Origin of the sequence: Acidovorax sp. HMWF029, assembly GCF_003060895.1 — a bacterium.
Lineage (GTDB): Bacteria > Pseudomonadota > Gammaproteobacteria > Burkholderiales > Burkholderiaceae_C > Acidovorax.
Genome location: NZ_QAIH01000110.1, coordinates 1,829 through 17,157, shown reverse-complemented (window position 1 = coordinate 17,157; position 15,329 = coordinate 1,829). Strand labels below are relative to the sequence as shown.

At 67.2% G+C, this 15,329-nt stretch carries 13 protein-coding genes and 2 pseudogenes; 11 read left to right on the top strand and 4 right to left on the bottom strand.

Annotation, left to right across the window (positions count from 1 at the left end):
* Positions 1-60 precede the first annotated feature (60 nt).
* A complete protein-coding gene (locus tag DBR12_RS07480; protein ID WP_108616679.1) occupies positions 61-597 on the top strand; it encodes a PadR family transcriptional regulator in 537 nt (178 codons plus the stop codon).
* 112 nt (positions 598-709) lie between these two features.
* On the opposite strand, the pseudogene DBR12_RS07475 reads toward DBR12_RS07480, so the two are convergent.
* Positions 710-1,794 (bottom strand): annotated as a pseudogene (locus DBR12_RS07475) (enolase C-terminal domain-like protein); the annotation flags it as partial.
* Between the two features lie 203 nt (positions 1,795-1,997).
* Here DBR12_RS07475 and DBR12_RS23535 point away from each other — a divergent pair.
* Positions 1,998-2,129 (top strand): annotated as a pseudogene (locus tag DBR12_RS23535) (substrate-binding domain-containing protein); the annotation flags it as partial.
* A 138-nt stretch (positions 2,130-2,267) separates the two neighbouring features.
* On the opposite strand, the gene DBR12_RS07465 reads toward DBR12_RS23535, so the two are convergent.
* Entirely contained in the window at positions 2,268-3,737 is a 1,470-nt protein-coding gene (locus tag DBR12_RS07465; RefSeq protein ID WP_108616678.1) for a PLP-dependent aminotransferase family protein, read from the bottom strand.
* Positions 3,738-3,843: 106 nt separating this feature from the next.
* Here DBR12_RS07465 and DBR12_RS07460 point away from each other — a divergent pair, with 106 nt between their 5' ends.
* Positions 3,844-4,500 (top strand): pyridoxamine 5'-phosphate oxidase family protein, encoded by a 657-nt coding sequence (locus tag DBR12_RS07460; RefSeq protein ID WP_108616677.1) that lies wholly within the window; start codon positions 3,844-3,846, stop codon positions 4,498-4,500.
* A gap of 4 nt (positions 4,501-4,504) precedes the next feature.
* On the opposite strand, the gene ispF is transcribed toward DBR12_RS07460, so the two are convergent.
* Together ispF and DBR12_RS07450 are read right to left on the bottom strand one after the other, a co-directional pair.
* Positions 4,505-4,984, bottom strand: a complete 480-nt coding sequence (gene ispF, locus DBR12_RS07455) for a 2-C-methyl-D-erythritol 2,4-cyclodiphosphate synthase (RefSeq protein ID WP_108616676.1) — start codon at positions 4,982-4,984, stop codon at positions 4,505-4,507.
* A 30-nt stretch (positions 4,985-5,014) separates the two neighbouring features.
* Positions 5,015-5,920, bottom strand: a complete 906-nt coding sequence (locus DBR12_RS07450) for a 2-C-methyl-D-erythritol 4-phosphate cytidylyltransferase (protein WP_108616675.1) — start codon at positions 5,918-5,920, stop codon at positions 5,015-5,017.
* 185 nt (positions 5,921-6,105) lie between these two features.
* On the opposite strand from DBR12_RS07450, the gene mfd reads away from it, so the two are divergent.
* From mfd to DBR12_RS07410, 8 genes are all read left to right on the top strand, one after another.
* Positions 6,106-9,582, top strand: coding sequence for a transcription-repair coupling factor (gene mfd, locus DBR12_RS07445; RefSeq protein ID WP_108616674.1), 3,477 nt, complete (start codon positions 6,106-6,108; stop codon positions 9,580-9,582).
* A gap of 82 nt (positions 9,583-9,664) precedes the next feature.
* Entirely contained in the window at positions 9,665-10,327 is a 663-nt protein-coding gene (locus tag DBR12_RS07440) for a hypothetical protein (RefSeq protein WP_108616673.1), read from the top strand.
* The gene (locus DBR12_RS07435; RefSeq protein WP_108616672.1) at positions 10,311-11,096 is read left to right on the top strand and encodes an alpha/beta fold hydrolase; all 786 of its coding nucleotides are present in this window, start codon (positions 10,311-10,313) and stop codon (positions 11,094-11,096) included. Before DBR12_RS07440 ends, DBR12_RS07435 begins: the two co-directional genes overlap by 17 nt.
* Positions 11,097-11,123: 27 nt before the next feature.
* The gene (locus DBR12_RS07430; protein WP_199226657.1) at positions 11,124-11,294 is read left to right on the top strand and encodes a DUF3149 domain-containing protein; all 171 of its coding nucleotides are present in this window, start codon (positions 11,124-11,126) and stop codon (positions 11,292-11,294) included.
* A 59-nt stretch (positions 11,295-11,353) separates the two neighbouring features.
* Entirely contained in the window at positions 11,354-12,067 is a 714-nt protein-coding gene (gene serB / locus DBR12_RS07425; protein ID WP_108616671.1) for a phosphoserine phosphatase SerB, read from the top strand.
* A gap of 26 nt (positions 12,068-12,093) precedes the next feature.
* Positions 12,094-12,681 (top strand): redoxin domain-containing protein, encoded by a 588-nt coding sequence (locus DBR12_RS07420; RefSeq protein WP_108616670.1) that lies wholly within the window; start codon positions 12,094-12,096, stop codon positions 12,679-12,681.
* Positions 12,682-12,848: 167 nt separating this feature from the next.
* The gene (locus DBR12_RS07415) at positions 12,849-13,313 is read left to right on the top strand and encodes a (2Fe-2S)-binding protein (protein ID WP_108616703.1); all 465 of its coding nucleotides are present in this window, start codon (positions 12,849-12,851) and stop codon (positions 13,311-13,313) included.
* A partial coding sequence (locus DBR12_RS07410) for a xanthine dehydrogenase family protein molybdopterin-binding subunit (protein ID WP_233244340.1) occupies positions 13,310-15,329 on the top strand: 2,020 nt, incomplete at its 3' end. The genes DBR12_RS07415 and DBR12_RS07410, both read left to right, overlap by 4 nt.

The window sequence follows — 15,329 nt, the reverse complement described above, 5'->3', positions numbered from 1 at the left end:
CGTACCCAATTCAGGCAAGATGGCGAGTTACGAATCGTCTTTCGCGCCTTTCTTCTTCCGATGTCCCTGCCCCACGCCCTTCTCACTGCCTTGGTCGAACACCCATGCTCGGGCTCCGAGCTTGCCGAGCGCTTCGACAAGTCCATCGGCTATTTCTGGCACGCCACGCACCAGCAGATCTACCGCGAACTGGCTCGGCTGGAGGAAGCGCTCTGGATCGAAGCCCTGCCGGCCGAGACGGGCCGTGGCCGCAAGCGCCAGTTTCGCCTGCTGCCTGCGGGCCGCAGGGAGCTGCGCCGCTGGGTAGCAGAGCAACAGGACCCCACCCCCCTGCGCGACGAACTTATGGTGCGCCTACGCGCAGAGGCAGCCATCGGCCCGGCCGGACTGGCGCAGGAAGTTGCCAGGCGCCAAGCAATGCACCAGGCAAAGCTGGACGTTTACCTGCGCATCGAGCAGCGCGACTTCATCGGCAAGGAGCCGAGCCGCGAACGCCGACTGCAGCACTTGGTGCTCAAGGCCGGTATCCTGCAGGAGCAGTTGTCGCTTGCGATCGCGAAAGAGGCGCTGGAGATACTGGACGACCCTGCAACCTGATCGGGACTGCAGCGCCAGGGATGCCCCACAAAAATCAAGGCGCCCACCTATGTGCGGATGCCCTGCTGCAGGTCCTCTGAAAAGCGGGGGAAAAGAGAACAGCGCGCTCTCCGCGCACCATGCAACGCGCCTTGTTGTTGAACGTCCAGCCCGGCATCAGGTACTGCATCGCCATCGCATCGTCGTGCGCCCCCAGGCCATGCTGAAGGTACAGCCGATGTGCGCGCTCGACCTCGTCCATGTCCAGTTCCACGCCCTGCCCGGGTTTTTTGGGCAGCTCAATGAGGCCGTTCTTGATCTGAAAGGGTTCCTTCGTCAGGCTCTCGCCGTCCTGCCAAATCCAGTGTGTGTCGATCGCTGTGGTGCGGCCGGGGGCGGCAGCGCCCACTTGGGTGAGCATGGCCAGCGACACCTCGAAGTGGTTGTTGGACTGAGAGCCCCAGGTGAGGCCGACGGCCTAGCACATCTGGGCCACGCGCACGGGCCCGGCCATGCTCCAGAAGTGCGGGTCGGCCAACGGGATATCCACCGACTGCAGGGCCAGGCTGTGCGCCAACCCGCGCCAGTCGGTAGCCACCATGTTGGTGGCAGTGGGCAGGCCGGTGGCGCGACGGAACTCGGCCATCAACTCGCGGCCCAAGAACACTCCTTCAGCGCCGCAGGGGTCTTCGGCATACGCCATCACGCTGTGCAGGTCGCGCGTGAGGCGGACGGCGTCTTTCAGGAACCAGCCCCCGTTGGGGTCCAGCGTCACGCGCGCTTCGGGAAAGCGATCATGCAGCGCGCGTATGGCCTCGACCTCTTCCTCGCCGCGCAGCACGCCCCCTTGAGCTTGAAATAGGCAAAACCGTAGCGCTCATACGCCGCCTCGGCCAAGCGCACGATGCCATCGGCGGTCATGGCCTTCTCGTTGCACAGCCGAAACCAGTCGTTGTCGGCGCCGGGCTCGGTGCGATAGGCCAGGTCGGTCCTGGCACGATCGCCCACGTAAAACAGGTAGCCCAGCATTTGCACCGCCTCGCGCTGCTCGCCGATAGGTCGACCCACGATTAACGGGCGGGCGTCCTCGATGGCCTGGCGAATCTTGTCGCCGCCCGGCACTTCACCCAGCCCCGTGTTACCCGCGCTATCGCGCAGGATGAGCAGATTGCGTGTGAAAAATAAAAGGCCGTGCGCGCCGCTTAGGTTCATGGGCATGCTGTCGTGGCCTGCCACAGGCACCACGCGCAGCTGGGTCACGATGGGGGGCTGATGGTGGATGGGATGGAAGAGGTGGTCATGGTGGTCTGAAAACGAGGAGGAGACGCGCGGGTACACCCTGTGGCGGGGCTCAGTCAACGGTGATTTTTCGACTCTCGATCACGGTCTTCCAGCGTGCAAATTCGCGCGCCTGCTAAGCAGTGAAGGCCTCGGGAGTGCTGGCCCTGGGTGTGCTGAACAAAGCGCGCGTGCGCGGCATTGCCGCGCCCGATCAGCTCGCGGTGATGGGCTTCGGCGACATCGACTTTGCGCAGACCGTGAGCCCCAGCCTCTCCACCGTACGCATCGACGGCACCCACATGGGCCAGACGGCGGCGCAACTGATTGCCGACGCGCCGAGGGTCAGCCAGTGGCGGAACCCGTGGTGGACATCGGCATTTCCATTACCGAGCGGGACAGCGCCTGAGCATTCAGGCTCCACACCGCACCACACCCGCCAGCTTCTTCACCAGCGGCTCCATCGCCTCCACCGGCACCTGCGCATAGCCCAGCAGAAAGCCGCGCCAAGGCTGCGCGCGCAGGCCCACGGCGTGCAGGCTCAGAGCAGGGGCCATGATGCTGTGCTTCGCCATGAGGCAAGCGCTCAGTGCCACGTCGTCGACCGCGCCATCATGCAGGCGCAAGGCCAGATGCATGCCGGCTGTCCCGCCGTGTACTGTGGCTACATCCCCCAGGTGCTCGGCCAGCGCAGCGACTAGCACATCGCGCCGTTGGCGATACAGCCGACGCATGCGCCGCAAGTGCTGGGCGAACTGACCGCTCACGATGAACTCGGCCAGAGCTCGCTGATCAGCCGTACGCCCGCGCGGCGCGGCGCGGTCCAGCATCAGAGCCAGCACGGGTGCCAGGGCCGTTGGCACCACCATGAAGCCGATGCGCAGGCCGGGGAACATCGTCTTGCTGAAGGTTCCCAGGTAGACCACGGGCGCATCGGGCGCCAGGCCCTGCATGCACGCCAGGGGCGGCCCTTCGTGGCGAAACTCGCTGTCGTAGTCGTCCTCAATCACCAGTGCGCCCGCCTGACGTGCACCGTCGATCAGCGCAAGGCGCCGCGCCAGACTCATCACACTGCCCACCGGGTACTGGTGCGAGGGCGTGGTGTAGATCAAGCGGGGCCGCTGGCGCCGCCAGTCGCTGTCCGTGGGGGCCATGCCATCTGCGTCCACCAGGATGCCAACGGCCTTGAGCTGGGCGGCGCGAAAGGCCGCCACCGCGCCCTGGTAGCCCGGGTTCTCCATCCACACTTTGTCACCCGCGTCGGCAAAAGAGCGGGCACATAGATCCAGACTGCATTGCGTCCCATCGGTGATGAACACTTGCGCGGCGTCCACCAGCGCACCACGCGCCACGCGCAAGTGACTGGCAATGGCTTCGCGCAACGCGGGTTCGCCCGCCGGGTAGGCATAGTTGAGCTGTGCGGGCGTGAGTGATGCCCAGGCTTTGTCCAGCATGCGCCGCCAGCGCAGCACCGGGAAGTCGCCCAGCGCGGGCACACCAGGGGCAAATGCGGCAGCCGTTTCCGATCCTGGCAGCAGCGGCATGTTCTGAACGCGCCGAGACAGGCTAGCACGTCCCGCAGGAATGGACAGCACAGGGGCGGAGCCCGCCACCAGCCGCCCGGCCAGAGGCGCCACCACACTGCCGCGCCGCGTGGCCACGATGAAGCCCTCGGTGGCGAGCTGCTCGTAGGCATACAGCACGCTGTTGCGCGCCACGCCCAGCTCGGCCGCCAGCGTGCGGCTGGCAGGCAGGCGGGTGCCGCTGGCTAGGTTGCCACTGCGGATGCCATGGCGCAGGCACTCGTGCAGCTGGCGCTGCTGCGGCCAGTGCGCATGTGCAGGCTGCGCCTTGAAGGCGCTGAACAGCAGCTGAAAATCCATGGCGATCTGTGGCCCTAAATAATAGTGGTGTTGTGGATCTTATTTTGGCACCACACAGGATCTACATTGCGCCCCTTCATCCACTTTCCCATCGGAAACACGCCCCGTGAACGACAACGCCACCGCCCTGCCCCCGACCGACCGCACCCGCGTCCGCCGCGTGGCCGAAAACGCCCGCTACGACCGCGCCACGCTGCACAGCATCATCGACGCAGCCTACCTGTGCCATGTGGCCTTTGCCGACGACCAGGGCACGCACAACATCCCCACGGCCTGCTGGCGCGAGGGTGAGCACCTGTACATCCACGGCTCCAACGGCGGGCGCATGGTCAAGTGGCTGGGCCAGGGCGTGCAGGCCTGCGTGACCATCACCCACCTGGACGGCCTAGTGCTGGCGCGCTCGGCCTTCAACCACTCGATGAACTACCGCTCGGCCATGGTGTATGGCCGTTTCGAGCCCGTGGCCGACAAACACGCCGCGCTGGTCGCGCTGATGGACCACCTGGCCGTGGGCCGCCAGGCCGAGATTCGCGCAGGCAATGACAAAGAGCTCACGGCCACCACAGTGCTGCGCATCTCGCTCGATGAAGCCGCCTGCAAGGTGCGTAGCGGCCCGCCAGAGGACGATGCCAATGACATGTCACACCCCGTGTGGGCCGGTGTGCTGCCACTGATGCAGGTGCGCGGTGCACCTGTTGCTGACACGCGGAACACAGCGCCCGTGCCCAGCTATGTGGCAGCCTGGGCTGAGCAGCCCGCCTGAAGGCTCAGGCCTTATAAATCAATGCCGTAGCACGCGCTTCCATGGCCAACCCCTGCCCAACGGGCCCCAGACGCTCTGCTGTCTTGGCCTTGACGTTGACCTGGTCGGGCTCCACCTGCAGTGCCTTGGCGATGCACTCGCGCATGCCGGTGATGTGCGTCGCCAGGCGCGGCGCCTGCGCCACCACGGTGCTGTCAACGTTGCCAATGGTGTAACCCGCAGCCCGCACACGGCGTGCAGCCTCGGCCAGCAGGACTGCGGAATCGGCGCCACGGAACTGCACATCGGAGTCGGGGAAATGTCGCCCAATGTCGCCAAGGCCTGCCGCCCCCAGGATGGCATCGGTGATCGCGTGCAGCAGCACGTCGGCATCCGAATGGCCCAGCAAGCCCATTGTGTGAGGGATGGTCACGCCGCCGATCACCAGTGGGCGCCCTGGTACAAGGGCGTGCACATCCCACCCCTCCCCGATTCTGAAATTCATGTGTTCCTTCGTCTCCCCCTGCGGGGTGAATCAATAAATCGTCTTGCGCCCTGTCTCACTGGCGCCGTGAACGCGTTCGCCGCCAAAGCGTGCCAGCGTGGTGCCATGGCCGCGCTGGGCCAGCACGGCTTCGGCCAGAGCGAAGTCGTCGGGGTAGGTCACCTTGAAGTTCTGCGCACCACCGGGCACCAGGCGCGGGTGCAGGCCCATGGCCTCCATGGCACTGGCCTCGTCGGTCACGTTGGTACCTACCTTGGCCAGTGCGTCCTGCAGCGGGCCGATGCGGAACATCTGTGGCGTCTGCGCCAGCCACTTGTTGCTGCGGTCTACGGTGGACGCCACGCGCACGCCGCCCGGGCCGTCGATGGAGGTCTTGAGCGTGTCGGCCAGCTGGTGGGCCAGCAGGCCGCCAACGGAATCCGCCACACAGGCGTCGATGAGCCGATCGACCTGCTCGGACGTGATCAGGCAGCGCGCGGCATCGTGCACCAACACCCAGTCATCGCGCTGGGCGCCACACTCGAGCAAGGTTTTGATTCCGCCCTGCACCGTGGCTGCACGCGTGGGGCCGCCGCACGGGGCCACAAAAAAAGAGGGATGGGCATGGGCGTCCAGGAAGTGGTCTCCCGGCGCCACCGCCACGAGCGTGCCGGCCAGACGCGCCACACCGGCGAACGCGGCCAGCGTATGCATGACCATGGGATGGCCCGCCACCAGGTGGTACTGCTTGGGCAGGGGCAGCGGCGCGGGCTCGCCAGTTGCTGCGGCCAGTGCGCCAAAGGCCAACACCGTGCTGCCTGCAGGTGCCGCAGGCGGCGCAGCCACGGCCCGCGAGCCTACGCCTGCACAGGGCACCAGCGCCCACAAACGCCCCGGCGTCGAAGTGGGCGCATGGGGGGCAGTGAGCGAGGGTTGCAGCAGCGGATCAATGGTCATGAGAGGCGCATTTTAGGAGGATGCACCTTGCACTGCGACCCGGTGCGTGGCTTTGCACAGGCATCTGGAACAGCTTGCAGCACGCCTCGCCACGGATCACTAAAATGCCCTGTTGCCCCCGATCCAGCCCGTGCGCGCTCCGCGCCCCGGGGGATGCGATGGCCCCGACGACCGAACCCGTCCGCATGGAACTGCCCAAACTCTCCCCCGGAAAACGCTTTGCCCTGCCCCGCCCCGTGGGCGGCGCCGACTCCCTGCTGCTGGCCCGCCTGGCCGAGCGCGACAAGGCCGCAGGCCACACCACCGCCATCGTCACGGCGGATGCCACCGATGCGCAGCGCCTCATTGAGGAAATGGCCTTCTTTGCCCCCGGCCTGCGCTGCGCGCTGTTCCCCGACTGGGAGACGCTCCCCTACGACACTTTCTCACCGCACCAGGACCTGATCAGCGAGCGCTTGGCCACGCTGTGGCGCATCAGCCAGAAGGACAAGGACACCGGGGCCGACGTGGTGCTCGTGCCCGCCACCACGGCGTTGTACCGGCTGGCGCCGCCGTCCTTTTTGGCGGGCTACACCTTCCACTTCAAGGTCAAGCAAAAGCTCGACGAAGCCAAGTTCAAGGCCCAGCTCACGCTGGCGGGCTACTCCCATGTGTCGCAGGTGGTGAGCCCTGGCGAATACGCGGTGCGCGGCGGGCTGATCGACTTGTTTCCCATGGGTTCGCTGGTGCCGTTCCGGGTGGACCTGTTCGACAACGAGATCGACAGCATCCGCACCTTCGACCCCGACAGCCAGCGCAGCCTGTACCCCGTGCCCGAGGTGCGCCTGCTGCCCGGCCGCGAATTTCCCATGGACGACGAGGCGCGCGCCAAATTCCGCAGCCGCTGGCGCGAAATGCTGGAGGGCGACCCGACCAAGAGCCGTATCTACAAGGACATGGGCGCGGGCGTAGCCACGGCGGGCATCGAGTACTACCTGCCGCTGTTCTTCGATGAAACAGCGACGGTGTTCGACTACCTCGGGTCAGAAGCCACCGTGGTGCTGCACGGCGACCTGGAGCCCGCGTTCCAGCGCTTCTGGCAGGACACCAAAGAGCGCTTTCGCCTGGTGCAGGGCGACCCCGAGCGCCCGGCGCTGCCGCCCGAGGCACTGTTCCTCTCGGCCGACCAGTTCTACACGCGTGCCAAAGAGCATGCCCAGCTGTCCATCCGCCCCGGCGTGGAAGACGTGGACGACAACCCGAACTTCCAGAAGCTGGGCGATCTGTCGGTGGTGCGCGGCGCCGAGGACCCGCTGGCCCGCCTGCACGCCCACATCCGCAACACGCAGCACCGCGTGCTGCTGCTGGCCGAAAGCGATGGCCGCCGCGAGAGCCTGCTCGACTTTCTGCGCGCCAGCGGCGTAAACCCGCCGGCCTTTGACTCGCTGGCCGAGTTCCAAAGCACAGCCGATGAAAAGGTGGGCATCGCCACCGCAGGCCTCACCGTGGGCTTTAGCTGGATCGAAGACGGCATCGACTTCATCACCGAGACTGAGCTGTTTGCCGCAGGCCCCACCACGCGCCGGCGCAAAAAGCAGGAGCAGGTGAGCGATGTTGAAGCCCTCATCAAAGACCTGGCCGAGCTGACGCTGGGCGACCCGGTGGTGCACAGCCAGCACGGCATTGGCCGCTACCGGGGCCTGATCAACATGGATGTGGGCAACAAGAACCCCGACGGCACGCCCGCCATGCAGGAGTTCTTGCACCTGGAATACGCCGACAAGGCCGTGCTGTATGTGCCGGTGAGCCAACTGCAGCTCATCAGCCGCTACACCGGCGTGAGCGCGGACGAGGCGCCGCTGCACAAGCTGGGCAGCGGCCAGTGGGAAAAGGCCAAGCGCAAGGCCGCCGAGCAGGTGCGCGACAGCGCGGCCGAGCTGCTCAACATCTACGCCCGCCGCGCACTGCGCCAGGGCCATGCCTTCCGCTACAGCCCGCAGGACTACGAGACTTTTGCCAACGACTTCGGCTTTGACGAAACGGCCGACCAGAACGCTGCCATCCACGCGGTGATCCAGGACATGATCAGCCCCCGCCCCATGGACCGCCTGGTCTGCGGCGACGTGGGCTTTGGCAAGACCGAGGTGGCCCTGCGCGCCGCGTTTGTGGCGGTGACGGGCGGCAAACAGGTGGCGTTTTTGGCGCCCACCACGCTGCTGGCCGAACAGCACTACCAGACGCTGGTGGACCGCTTCAGCAAGTGGCCCGTGAAGGTGGCCGAGGTCTCGCGCTTTCGCTCAGGCAAGGAGATCACCGCCGCCATCAAGGGCATTGGCGACGGCACGGTGGACATCGTGGTCGGCACGCACAAGCTGCTGTCTGAGTCCACCAAGTTCCACAACCTGGGCCTCTTGATCATCGACGAGGAGCACCGCTTCGGCGTGCGCCACAAGGAGCAGATGAAGGCCCTGCGCGCCGAGGTGGACGTGCTGACGCTGACAGCCACGCCCATCCCGCGCACGCTGGGCATGGCGCTGGAAGGCCTGCGCGACCTCTCAGTCATCGCCACTGCGCCGCAACGGCGCCTGGCGATCAAGACCTTTGTGCGCAACGAAGGCACGGGCGTGATCCGCGAGGCGGTGCTGCGCGAACTGAAGCGCGGCGGGCAGGTCTACTTCCTGCACAACGAGGTGGAGACCATCGAGAACCGCCGCCAGAAGCTCGAAGAGATATTGCCCGAGGCCCGCATCGCCGTAGCCCATGGCCAGATGCCCGAGCGCGAGCTCGAGCGCGTGATGCGCGACTTCGTGGCCCAGCGCTACAACATCCTGCTGTGCTCGACCATCATCGAGACCGGCATCGACGTGCCCACGGCCAACACCATCATCATGAGTCGCGCCGACAAGTTCGGCCTGGCGCAGCTGCACCAGCTGCGCGGGCGCGTGGGCCGAAGCCACCACCAAGCGTATGCCTACCTGATGGTGCCCGATGTGGAGGGCCTGACCAAGCAGGCACAGCAGCGGCTCGAAGCCATCCAGCAGATGGAGGAACTGGGAAGCGGCTTTTACCTGGCCATGCACGACCTGGAGATCCGCGGTGCGGGCGAAGTGCTGGGCGAGAACCAGAGCGGCAACATGCTGGAAGTGGGCTTCCAACTCTACAACGAGATGCTCAACGAAGCCGTCAAGTCGCTCAAGGCCGGCAAGGAGCCGGACCTGCTGTCGCCACTGTCGGTCACCACCGACATCAACCTGCACGCCCCTGCCCTGCTGCCCGACGACTACTGCGGCGACGTGCACCTGCGCCTGTCGTTCTACAAAAAGCTGGCCACGGCCAAGACGCCCGATCAGATCGACGGCCTGCTCGAAGAGATCGTGGACCGCTTCGGCAAACTTCCGCCGCAGGCGCAGACCCTCATCGACGTGCACCGCCTGCGCGTGCTGAGCCAGCCCTACGGCGTGGTGAAGGTGGATGCAGCCCCCGGCGTCATCAACATCACCTTCAAGCCGCAGCCGCCGATTGACCCGATGCGCATCATCGAGCTGATCCAGAAGAACAAGCACATCAAGCTGGCGGGCAACGAGAAGCTGCGCATTGAGCGCGAGTTGAAGGAGCCGAAAGACCGCGCGCAGATGGTGCGCGATGTGCTGCGCTCGCTGGGGCAGCCGTTGGTAGCGGCATGAGGGTTTTTTTTCGAACAAAAAAGGCCTCCTCCGCGCGTCCATCATGCGAATTAAGCTATCAATAGAATAGCAATATAAAACCATGTGGCTTGAAGCCGCTCTTCTCCTTCTCGCCCTGGTGGCCGCCCTTGTAGCGCGGCCCTGGCGCATGCTGGCCAATCAAAAGCCACTGGCGCACGAAAGCCACGGCACCCCCTCTGCGCTGTGGACTCCGCTGCTCGCCGCCCTGGTCTTTCTGCCCTGGCTGTGGGCACTGCCCACGCTGCACGCCATGCCGCTGCAACTGCAATGGTCTGGCGCCTGCCTGGTGGTGCTCATGCTGGGCTGGCCGCTGGCGATACCCGTGCTCATCGCCGTGGGCACGGCCGCCTGCGCGATCTCGCCCGCGCTGACCTGGGCGGACGCACTGAGCGCTACGGTGTGGCTGGGCGTGGTGCCAGCCACACTGGCGCTGGCTCTGGGCGCGCTGGTGCGGCGCTACACGGGCACCAAGCCATTTGTCTACGTGCTGGGGCGCGCTTTTTTTGGCACGGTGGTGTGCGTGTTTACAGCGGGCGTGCTATCGCAGTGGAGCGGCCACCTGCTGCCCGGCGTGGGCGATGAGCTGTCGCTGGTCGCGCGCTGGCTGATGGCCTGGGGCGACGGGTTTGTGACGGGCATGATCGCGGCGATTTTTGTGGCCTTCAAGCCCGAATGGCTGGCCACCTGGTCGGACCGGCTGTACCTGCATGACCGAAAGCCCTGACTACGACACCCCAGAGGCCACAGCGCACAGCGCATCCGTCGCCGTGCGCACGCCTTTTGCCGTGGCCCATGGCGCCCACCAACTGCATGGCAGCACCTGGGGTCACATGGCCGCAGCGGTGCCGCGCCTGCTGTCTCTGCATGGCGGCGGTGCGGCCACCAACCACCGGCGCGTGGACTACCTGCTCCAGCCCCTGGCCACCCAAGGCTGGACCGGTGCCGCCTTCGACTTTGTAGGCCACGGCACCACGGGCGGCAGCCTGCTGGGCTCCAGCCTGGCAGATCGCCAGGCTCAGGCGCTGGCTGTAGCGGCACACCTGGGCCTGGGGGCAACACATCCGCCCTTGGCCTTGATCGCCTCCAGCATGGGCGGCCACACGGCCTGCCAGTTGCTGGATATGCTGCAGCCACGCGCCCTGGTGCTGTTCTGCCCGGCGGCGTACACACCGGCGGCAGAGCACCAGCCCTTCGGCCCAGATTTTCAGCAGACCTTGCGCGCCACCAGGGACTTCGCCGATGCCCTGGCCTGGGCAGCATTGCGGAGTTTTCGCGGCCGGTTGCTGCTGGTGTGGGGCGCGGAGGACGCGGTGATCCCGCCCACCATCATCCAGGGCTACGGCCAAGCCGCCAAGGCCGCGCGCAGTGTGGACGTGGTCCAGTTGCCTGGCGTGGGCCGCGCCCTGCACGCGTGGCTGCAGACGCAGCCAGTGGCGGCCCTGGCGCTGCTGCAACGCATCGCCGCCCTGCTGACTGCAGCAGAACGGGATTGAGCCGCACCACATCAACGCAGACCACCCATGAAGTTGCTGAACGATCTTTTCTCTACCGACTACGGTCTGATGAGCACCATTGGCATCGGTTTCATGCTGTGCATGGTGGCATTTTTTCTGCGCATGTTTCTGGTCAAGATGAACGAGCCGCCCGCACCCAAGGTAGCAGGGCAACAGACGCTGACTGAAGGGGCATGAAGCGGGGCGATACCATTGCGGGTTCTGTTCTCCCCCACACAAAACCCGTCGCCTGCGCCATGACCCACGCTACCGAATTCGCCCCCGGCCTCGTTGTCCAGGGCATCACGCCCCCGCTGTCCCTGTCGGCCTACAAGCTCATCGCGTTTGACATGGACTCCACCCTCATCAACATCGAGTGCGTGGACGAAATCGCCGACGCCGCAGGCCGCAAGGCCGAGGTGGCTGCCATCACCGAAGCCGCCATGCAGGGCGTGATCACCGACTACAAAGAGAGCCTGCGCCAGCGCGTGGCCCTGCTCAAGGGCGTGACGGTGCAGCACATGGAGCAGGTGTTTGCAGAGCGCCTGCGCTTTAACCCCGGCGCCAAGGAGTTGGTCACCGCCGCCAAGGCTGCCGGGCTGACCACGCTGCTGGTGTCTGGCGGCTTCACCTTCTTTGCCGACCGCGTGAAGGCGGGCCTGGGCATCGATTTCGCCCGCTCCAACATGCTCGAAGTGCAGGACGGCCAGCTCACCGGCCGCATGGTGGACCAGGCCTGGGGCGACATCTGCGATGGCGCCGAAAAACGCCGCACGCTGCTGGAAATGGCCTCGCTCATGGGCATCTCGCCGCAACAGGCGATTGCTGTGGGTGACGGCGCCAATGACCTTCCCATGATGGGCGCGGCCGGCCTGTCGGTGGCCTACCACGCCAAGCCCGCCGTGCGCGCACAGGCCAAAGTGGCCATCAACCAGGGCGGGCTCGACCGGCTGCTGGAAGTGCTGCGCTGACATCCAACGCGGCGGAACCACCAACCGTGCTGAAGGCACGCATCACCCGCGCGGTGCACAACCTGTGCGCGGGCTGGAAGCGCCACCTCGCCACACTGGCCCTCGCCTGGCTCGCCATCGCGGCGGTAGACACCTGGCGCACGCGCGACCTGCCCCGGGGCCCTGCGCCCGATGTGGCGCTGGTGATGGCCGCAACGGCCAGCGGCCCCGCACACGCAACCAGCCTGGCCGAATGGCGCGCCCAGCACCCCGGCCAAGCCGTGGCGGTGCATTTCTGGGCCGAGTGGTGCTCCATCTGCAAGCTGGAAGAGCCCAGCATCGCCAGGCTCTCTACCGACTGGCCCGTGCTGGGCGTGGCCATGCAGTCGGGCACCGCCGAGCGCGTGGCCCAGGTGCAGCACCAGCGCGGCATGCCGTGGCCGACGGCGGTGGACCCGCAGGCCACCCTGTCGCGCAGCTGGGGCGTGCGCTCCGTGCCCGCGCTGGTGGTGATCGACGCGCAGGGCCAGGTGCGGTTTGCCACCTCGGGCTACACGCCCGAATGGGCCATGCGCCTGCGGCTGTGGTGGGCGCAGACCATGCCGCAGTGGAAGGGATTGCTTCCAAATCAATAGCTTCTTGCGCTTGATGGACGCGCGCAAACGGCCATATTTACCATTGCTTTCAGTCCCACAGCGCGCCCCATGCCCTGATGCGCCTGGCGCTGCATCTGGCGCAAATCTTCAAGACTCGCTTCCCCTCAGCTTTGCACACTGGCCCCCGTCACACCCACGGAGGCCCCATGCACATCACCCTGAACCAACACCCCCAGCCGGTGCCCCCCGGCTGGGAGGACGAACCCCTGCTCTGGCTGCTGCGCGAGCCGCTGGGCCTGGTAGGCACCCGCTTTGGCTGCGGCATGGGCCAGTGCGGTGCCTGCACTGTGCTCATCGACGGCCAGGCGCAACGCGCCTGCCTGCAGACGGCGCGCGGACTGCAAGGGCGCGCCGTCACCACCATCGAAGGCCTGGCGGCGCCTGACGGAACGCTGCACCCCGTGCAACAAGCTTGGCTAGACCTGCGCGTGCCCCAATGCGGCTATTGCCAGAGCGGCCAGATCATGGGCGCCGTGGCCCTGCTGCGCGCTACGCCCCGCCCCACCGATGCGCAGATCGACGCCGCCATGTCGGCCCACCTGTGCCGCTGCGGCACCCAGCACCGCGTGCGCGCAGCCATCCACCAGGCAGCCGAGGGTTCGAAGCCATGAAGCGCCGCCAGTTTTTGGCAGCGGCAGGCGCCGGAGCGCTCACCGTTACGCTGGCGGGCTGTGGCCTGGTGCCGGTGCTACCCAAGCGCCCCATTTCCACCGCCGATGAAGCGCTGGGCTGGATACGGCACAACAAGGGCCGCTACACCCTGTGGCTGCCCAGCGCCGAAATGGGCCAGCAGATCAGCGCCGCGCTGCAGGGGCTGGCCGCTGCCGAGCTGGGTGTGCCACCCGAGCAAGTGCACCTGCAACTGCCCAGCACCCGCCACATCGCCCGCGTGCGCGCCACCGTGGGCAGCGCCAGCGTGCAGGACTTTGCCTTGCCCCTGGCCCGCGCCTGCGCCACCTTGCGCCAGGCCCTGGCGCAAGGCCAGACCGCAGGCACGCTGGCCGCGCGTGACATTGCGCCCACCGCGCTGCGCAGCCTGCAGCCGCGCACCGGGGCCACCAAAGAAACTGCGGTGGCACCGGGCCAGCTGCACGCCCTCGTCACCGGCCAGCCGCTGTTTGCGGGCGACACGCGCCTGCCCGGCCTGCTCTATGGCCGCGTGTTGCGCGCACCGGTGTCGGCCGAAATCACCTCGCGCCCGCAGGCGTGGGACGAGGCGGCCGCCCGCGCCGACCCGGCCTGCATGGCCGTGGTGCAGCACCCGCGCCTCGCGCAGATGGGCAGCCTGGGCCTGGGCATCGTGGCGCGCACCCCCTCGGCGCTCGACCGCATCGAGGCCGCACTGGCCGTGCAATGGCAGGTGGACGATGGCAGCGCGTTCGAGCAGACGGCCATCGACGAGCGCATCGACATCGACACCCATCTGCGCCAGGGCGCGCTGCAGCACCGCCTGCGCAAGGACGAGCTGCCGCCCGACACCACCTGGACGCTGGACATGCGCATGGACATCCCCCTGGCCGCCCACGCACCCATCGAGCCCCGCAGCGCCACGGCGCATTGGCTGGCCGCCGCAGACAAAAAAGACATCGCCCTGAAAGTATGGGCGGGCACCCAAGACCTGTTCTACATGCGCGACGTGCTCGCACGCCAGTTCAGCCTGGATGCCGAACGCATCGAGGTGCAAGCCTGCCGCATCGGCGGCGGCTTTGGCGGCCGCACGCTGTGCACGGTGGAGCTGGAAGCTGCCGTGCTCGCCCAGGCCGTGGGCGCGCCCGTCAAAGTGCAATGGAGCCGCGCACAAGAATTTTCCCAGGGCTTCCAACGCCCGCCCTCCAGCCACCGCGTGCGGGCGCGCGTGCACGGCGGGCGGATCACGCACTGGTGGCATGCGCTGGCCAGCAGCCACATCCTGTTCACACCCGCCGCCATGCCGGTATGGATGCAGACCCTGGCCGACCTGGCAGGCGACAGCGGCGTGGCGCGCGGGGCGCAGATGCCGTACGACGTGCCCCAGCAGCGCATCGAGTTCACCGCCCAGCGCTTACCCGTGCACACCGGCCCCTGGCGCGGCCTGGGCGCGGGGCCCAACACCCTGGTGGTGGAAAGCGCCATGGACGAATGCGCGCGCCTGGCCGGGGCCGACCCGCTGGACTGGCGCCTGCAGCGCACCACCGACGAACGCCTGGCCCAGGTGCTGCGCCGTGCCGCTGCGGAATCCAGATGGTCAGAGCGCCCCAGCAACGACGCCACCACCTTGCGCGGGCGCGGCATCGCAGGCGGCATCTACAAGGGCGTGAGCTACGCCGCAGCCGTGGCCGACGTGGAAGTGCAGCGCGCCACCGGCCAGGTGCGCGTGGTGGCGCTGTGGTGCGCGCACGACTGCGGCCTGGTGCTGCAGCCCGACGGCGTGCGCGCCCAGACCGAGGGCAACCTGGTGTGGTGCCTGGGCATGGTGCTGCACGAACAACTGCCCGTGGCCCGCTCGGGCGTGGCAGCGGCCAGCTTCGCCGACTACCCACTGCCACGCATGGGCGACGTGCCGCCGCTGCATGTGCACCTGATCGACAGCAGCGCGCCGCCCACCGGTGCCGGAGAAACCGCCATGGTGGCCGGGGCTGGAGCGATCA

Bases quoted from the DNA above. Each gene is read 5' to 3' on its own strand.
- DBR12_RS07480 (WP_108616679.1), top strand. From the start codon at position 61: ATGTCCCTGCCCCACGCCCTTCTCACTGCCTTGGTCGAACACCCATGC.
- DBR12_RS07465 (WP_108616678.1), bottom strand. From the start codon at position 3,737: ATGGATTTTCAGCTGCTGTTCAGCGCCTTCAAGGCGCAGCCTGCACAT.
- ispF (WP_108616676.1), bottom strand. From the start codon at position 4,984: ATGAATTTCAGAATCGGGGAGGGGTGGGATGTGCACGCCCTTGTACCA.
- DBR12_RS07450 (WP_108616675.1), bottom strand. From the start codon at position 5,920: ATGACCATTGATCCGCTGCTGCAACCCTCGCTCACTGCCCCCCATGCG.
- mfd (WP_108616674.1), top strand. From the start codon at position 6,106: ATGGAACTGCCCAAACTCTCCCCCGGAAAACGCTTTGCCCTGCCCCGC.
- DBR12_RS07440 (WP_108616673.1), top strand. From the start codon at position 9,665: ATGTGGCTTGAAGCCGCTCTTCTCCTTCTCGCCCTGGTGGCCGCCCTT.
- DBR12_RS07435 (WP_108616672.1), top strand. From the start codon at position 10,311: ATGACCGAAAGCCCTGACTACGACACCCCAGAGGCCACAGCGCACAGC.
- DBR12_RS07430 (WP_199226657.1), top strand. From the start codon at position 11,124: ATGAAGTTGCTGAACGATCTTTTCTCTACCGACTACGGTCTGATGAGC.
- serB (WP_108616671.1), top strand. From the start codon at position 11,354: ATGACCCACGCTACCGAATTCGCCCCCGGCCTCGTTGTCCAGGGCATC.
- DBR12_RS07415 (WP_108616703.1), top strand. From the start codon at position 12,849: ATGCACATCACCCTGAACCAACACCCCCAGCCGGTGCCCCCCGGCTGG.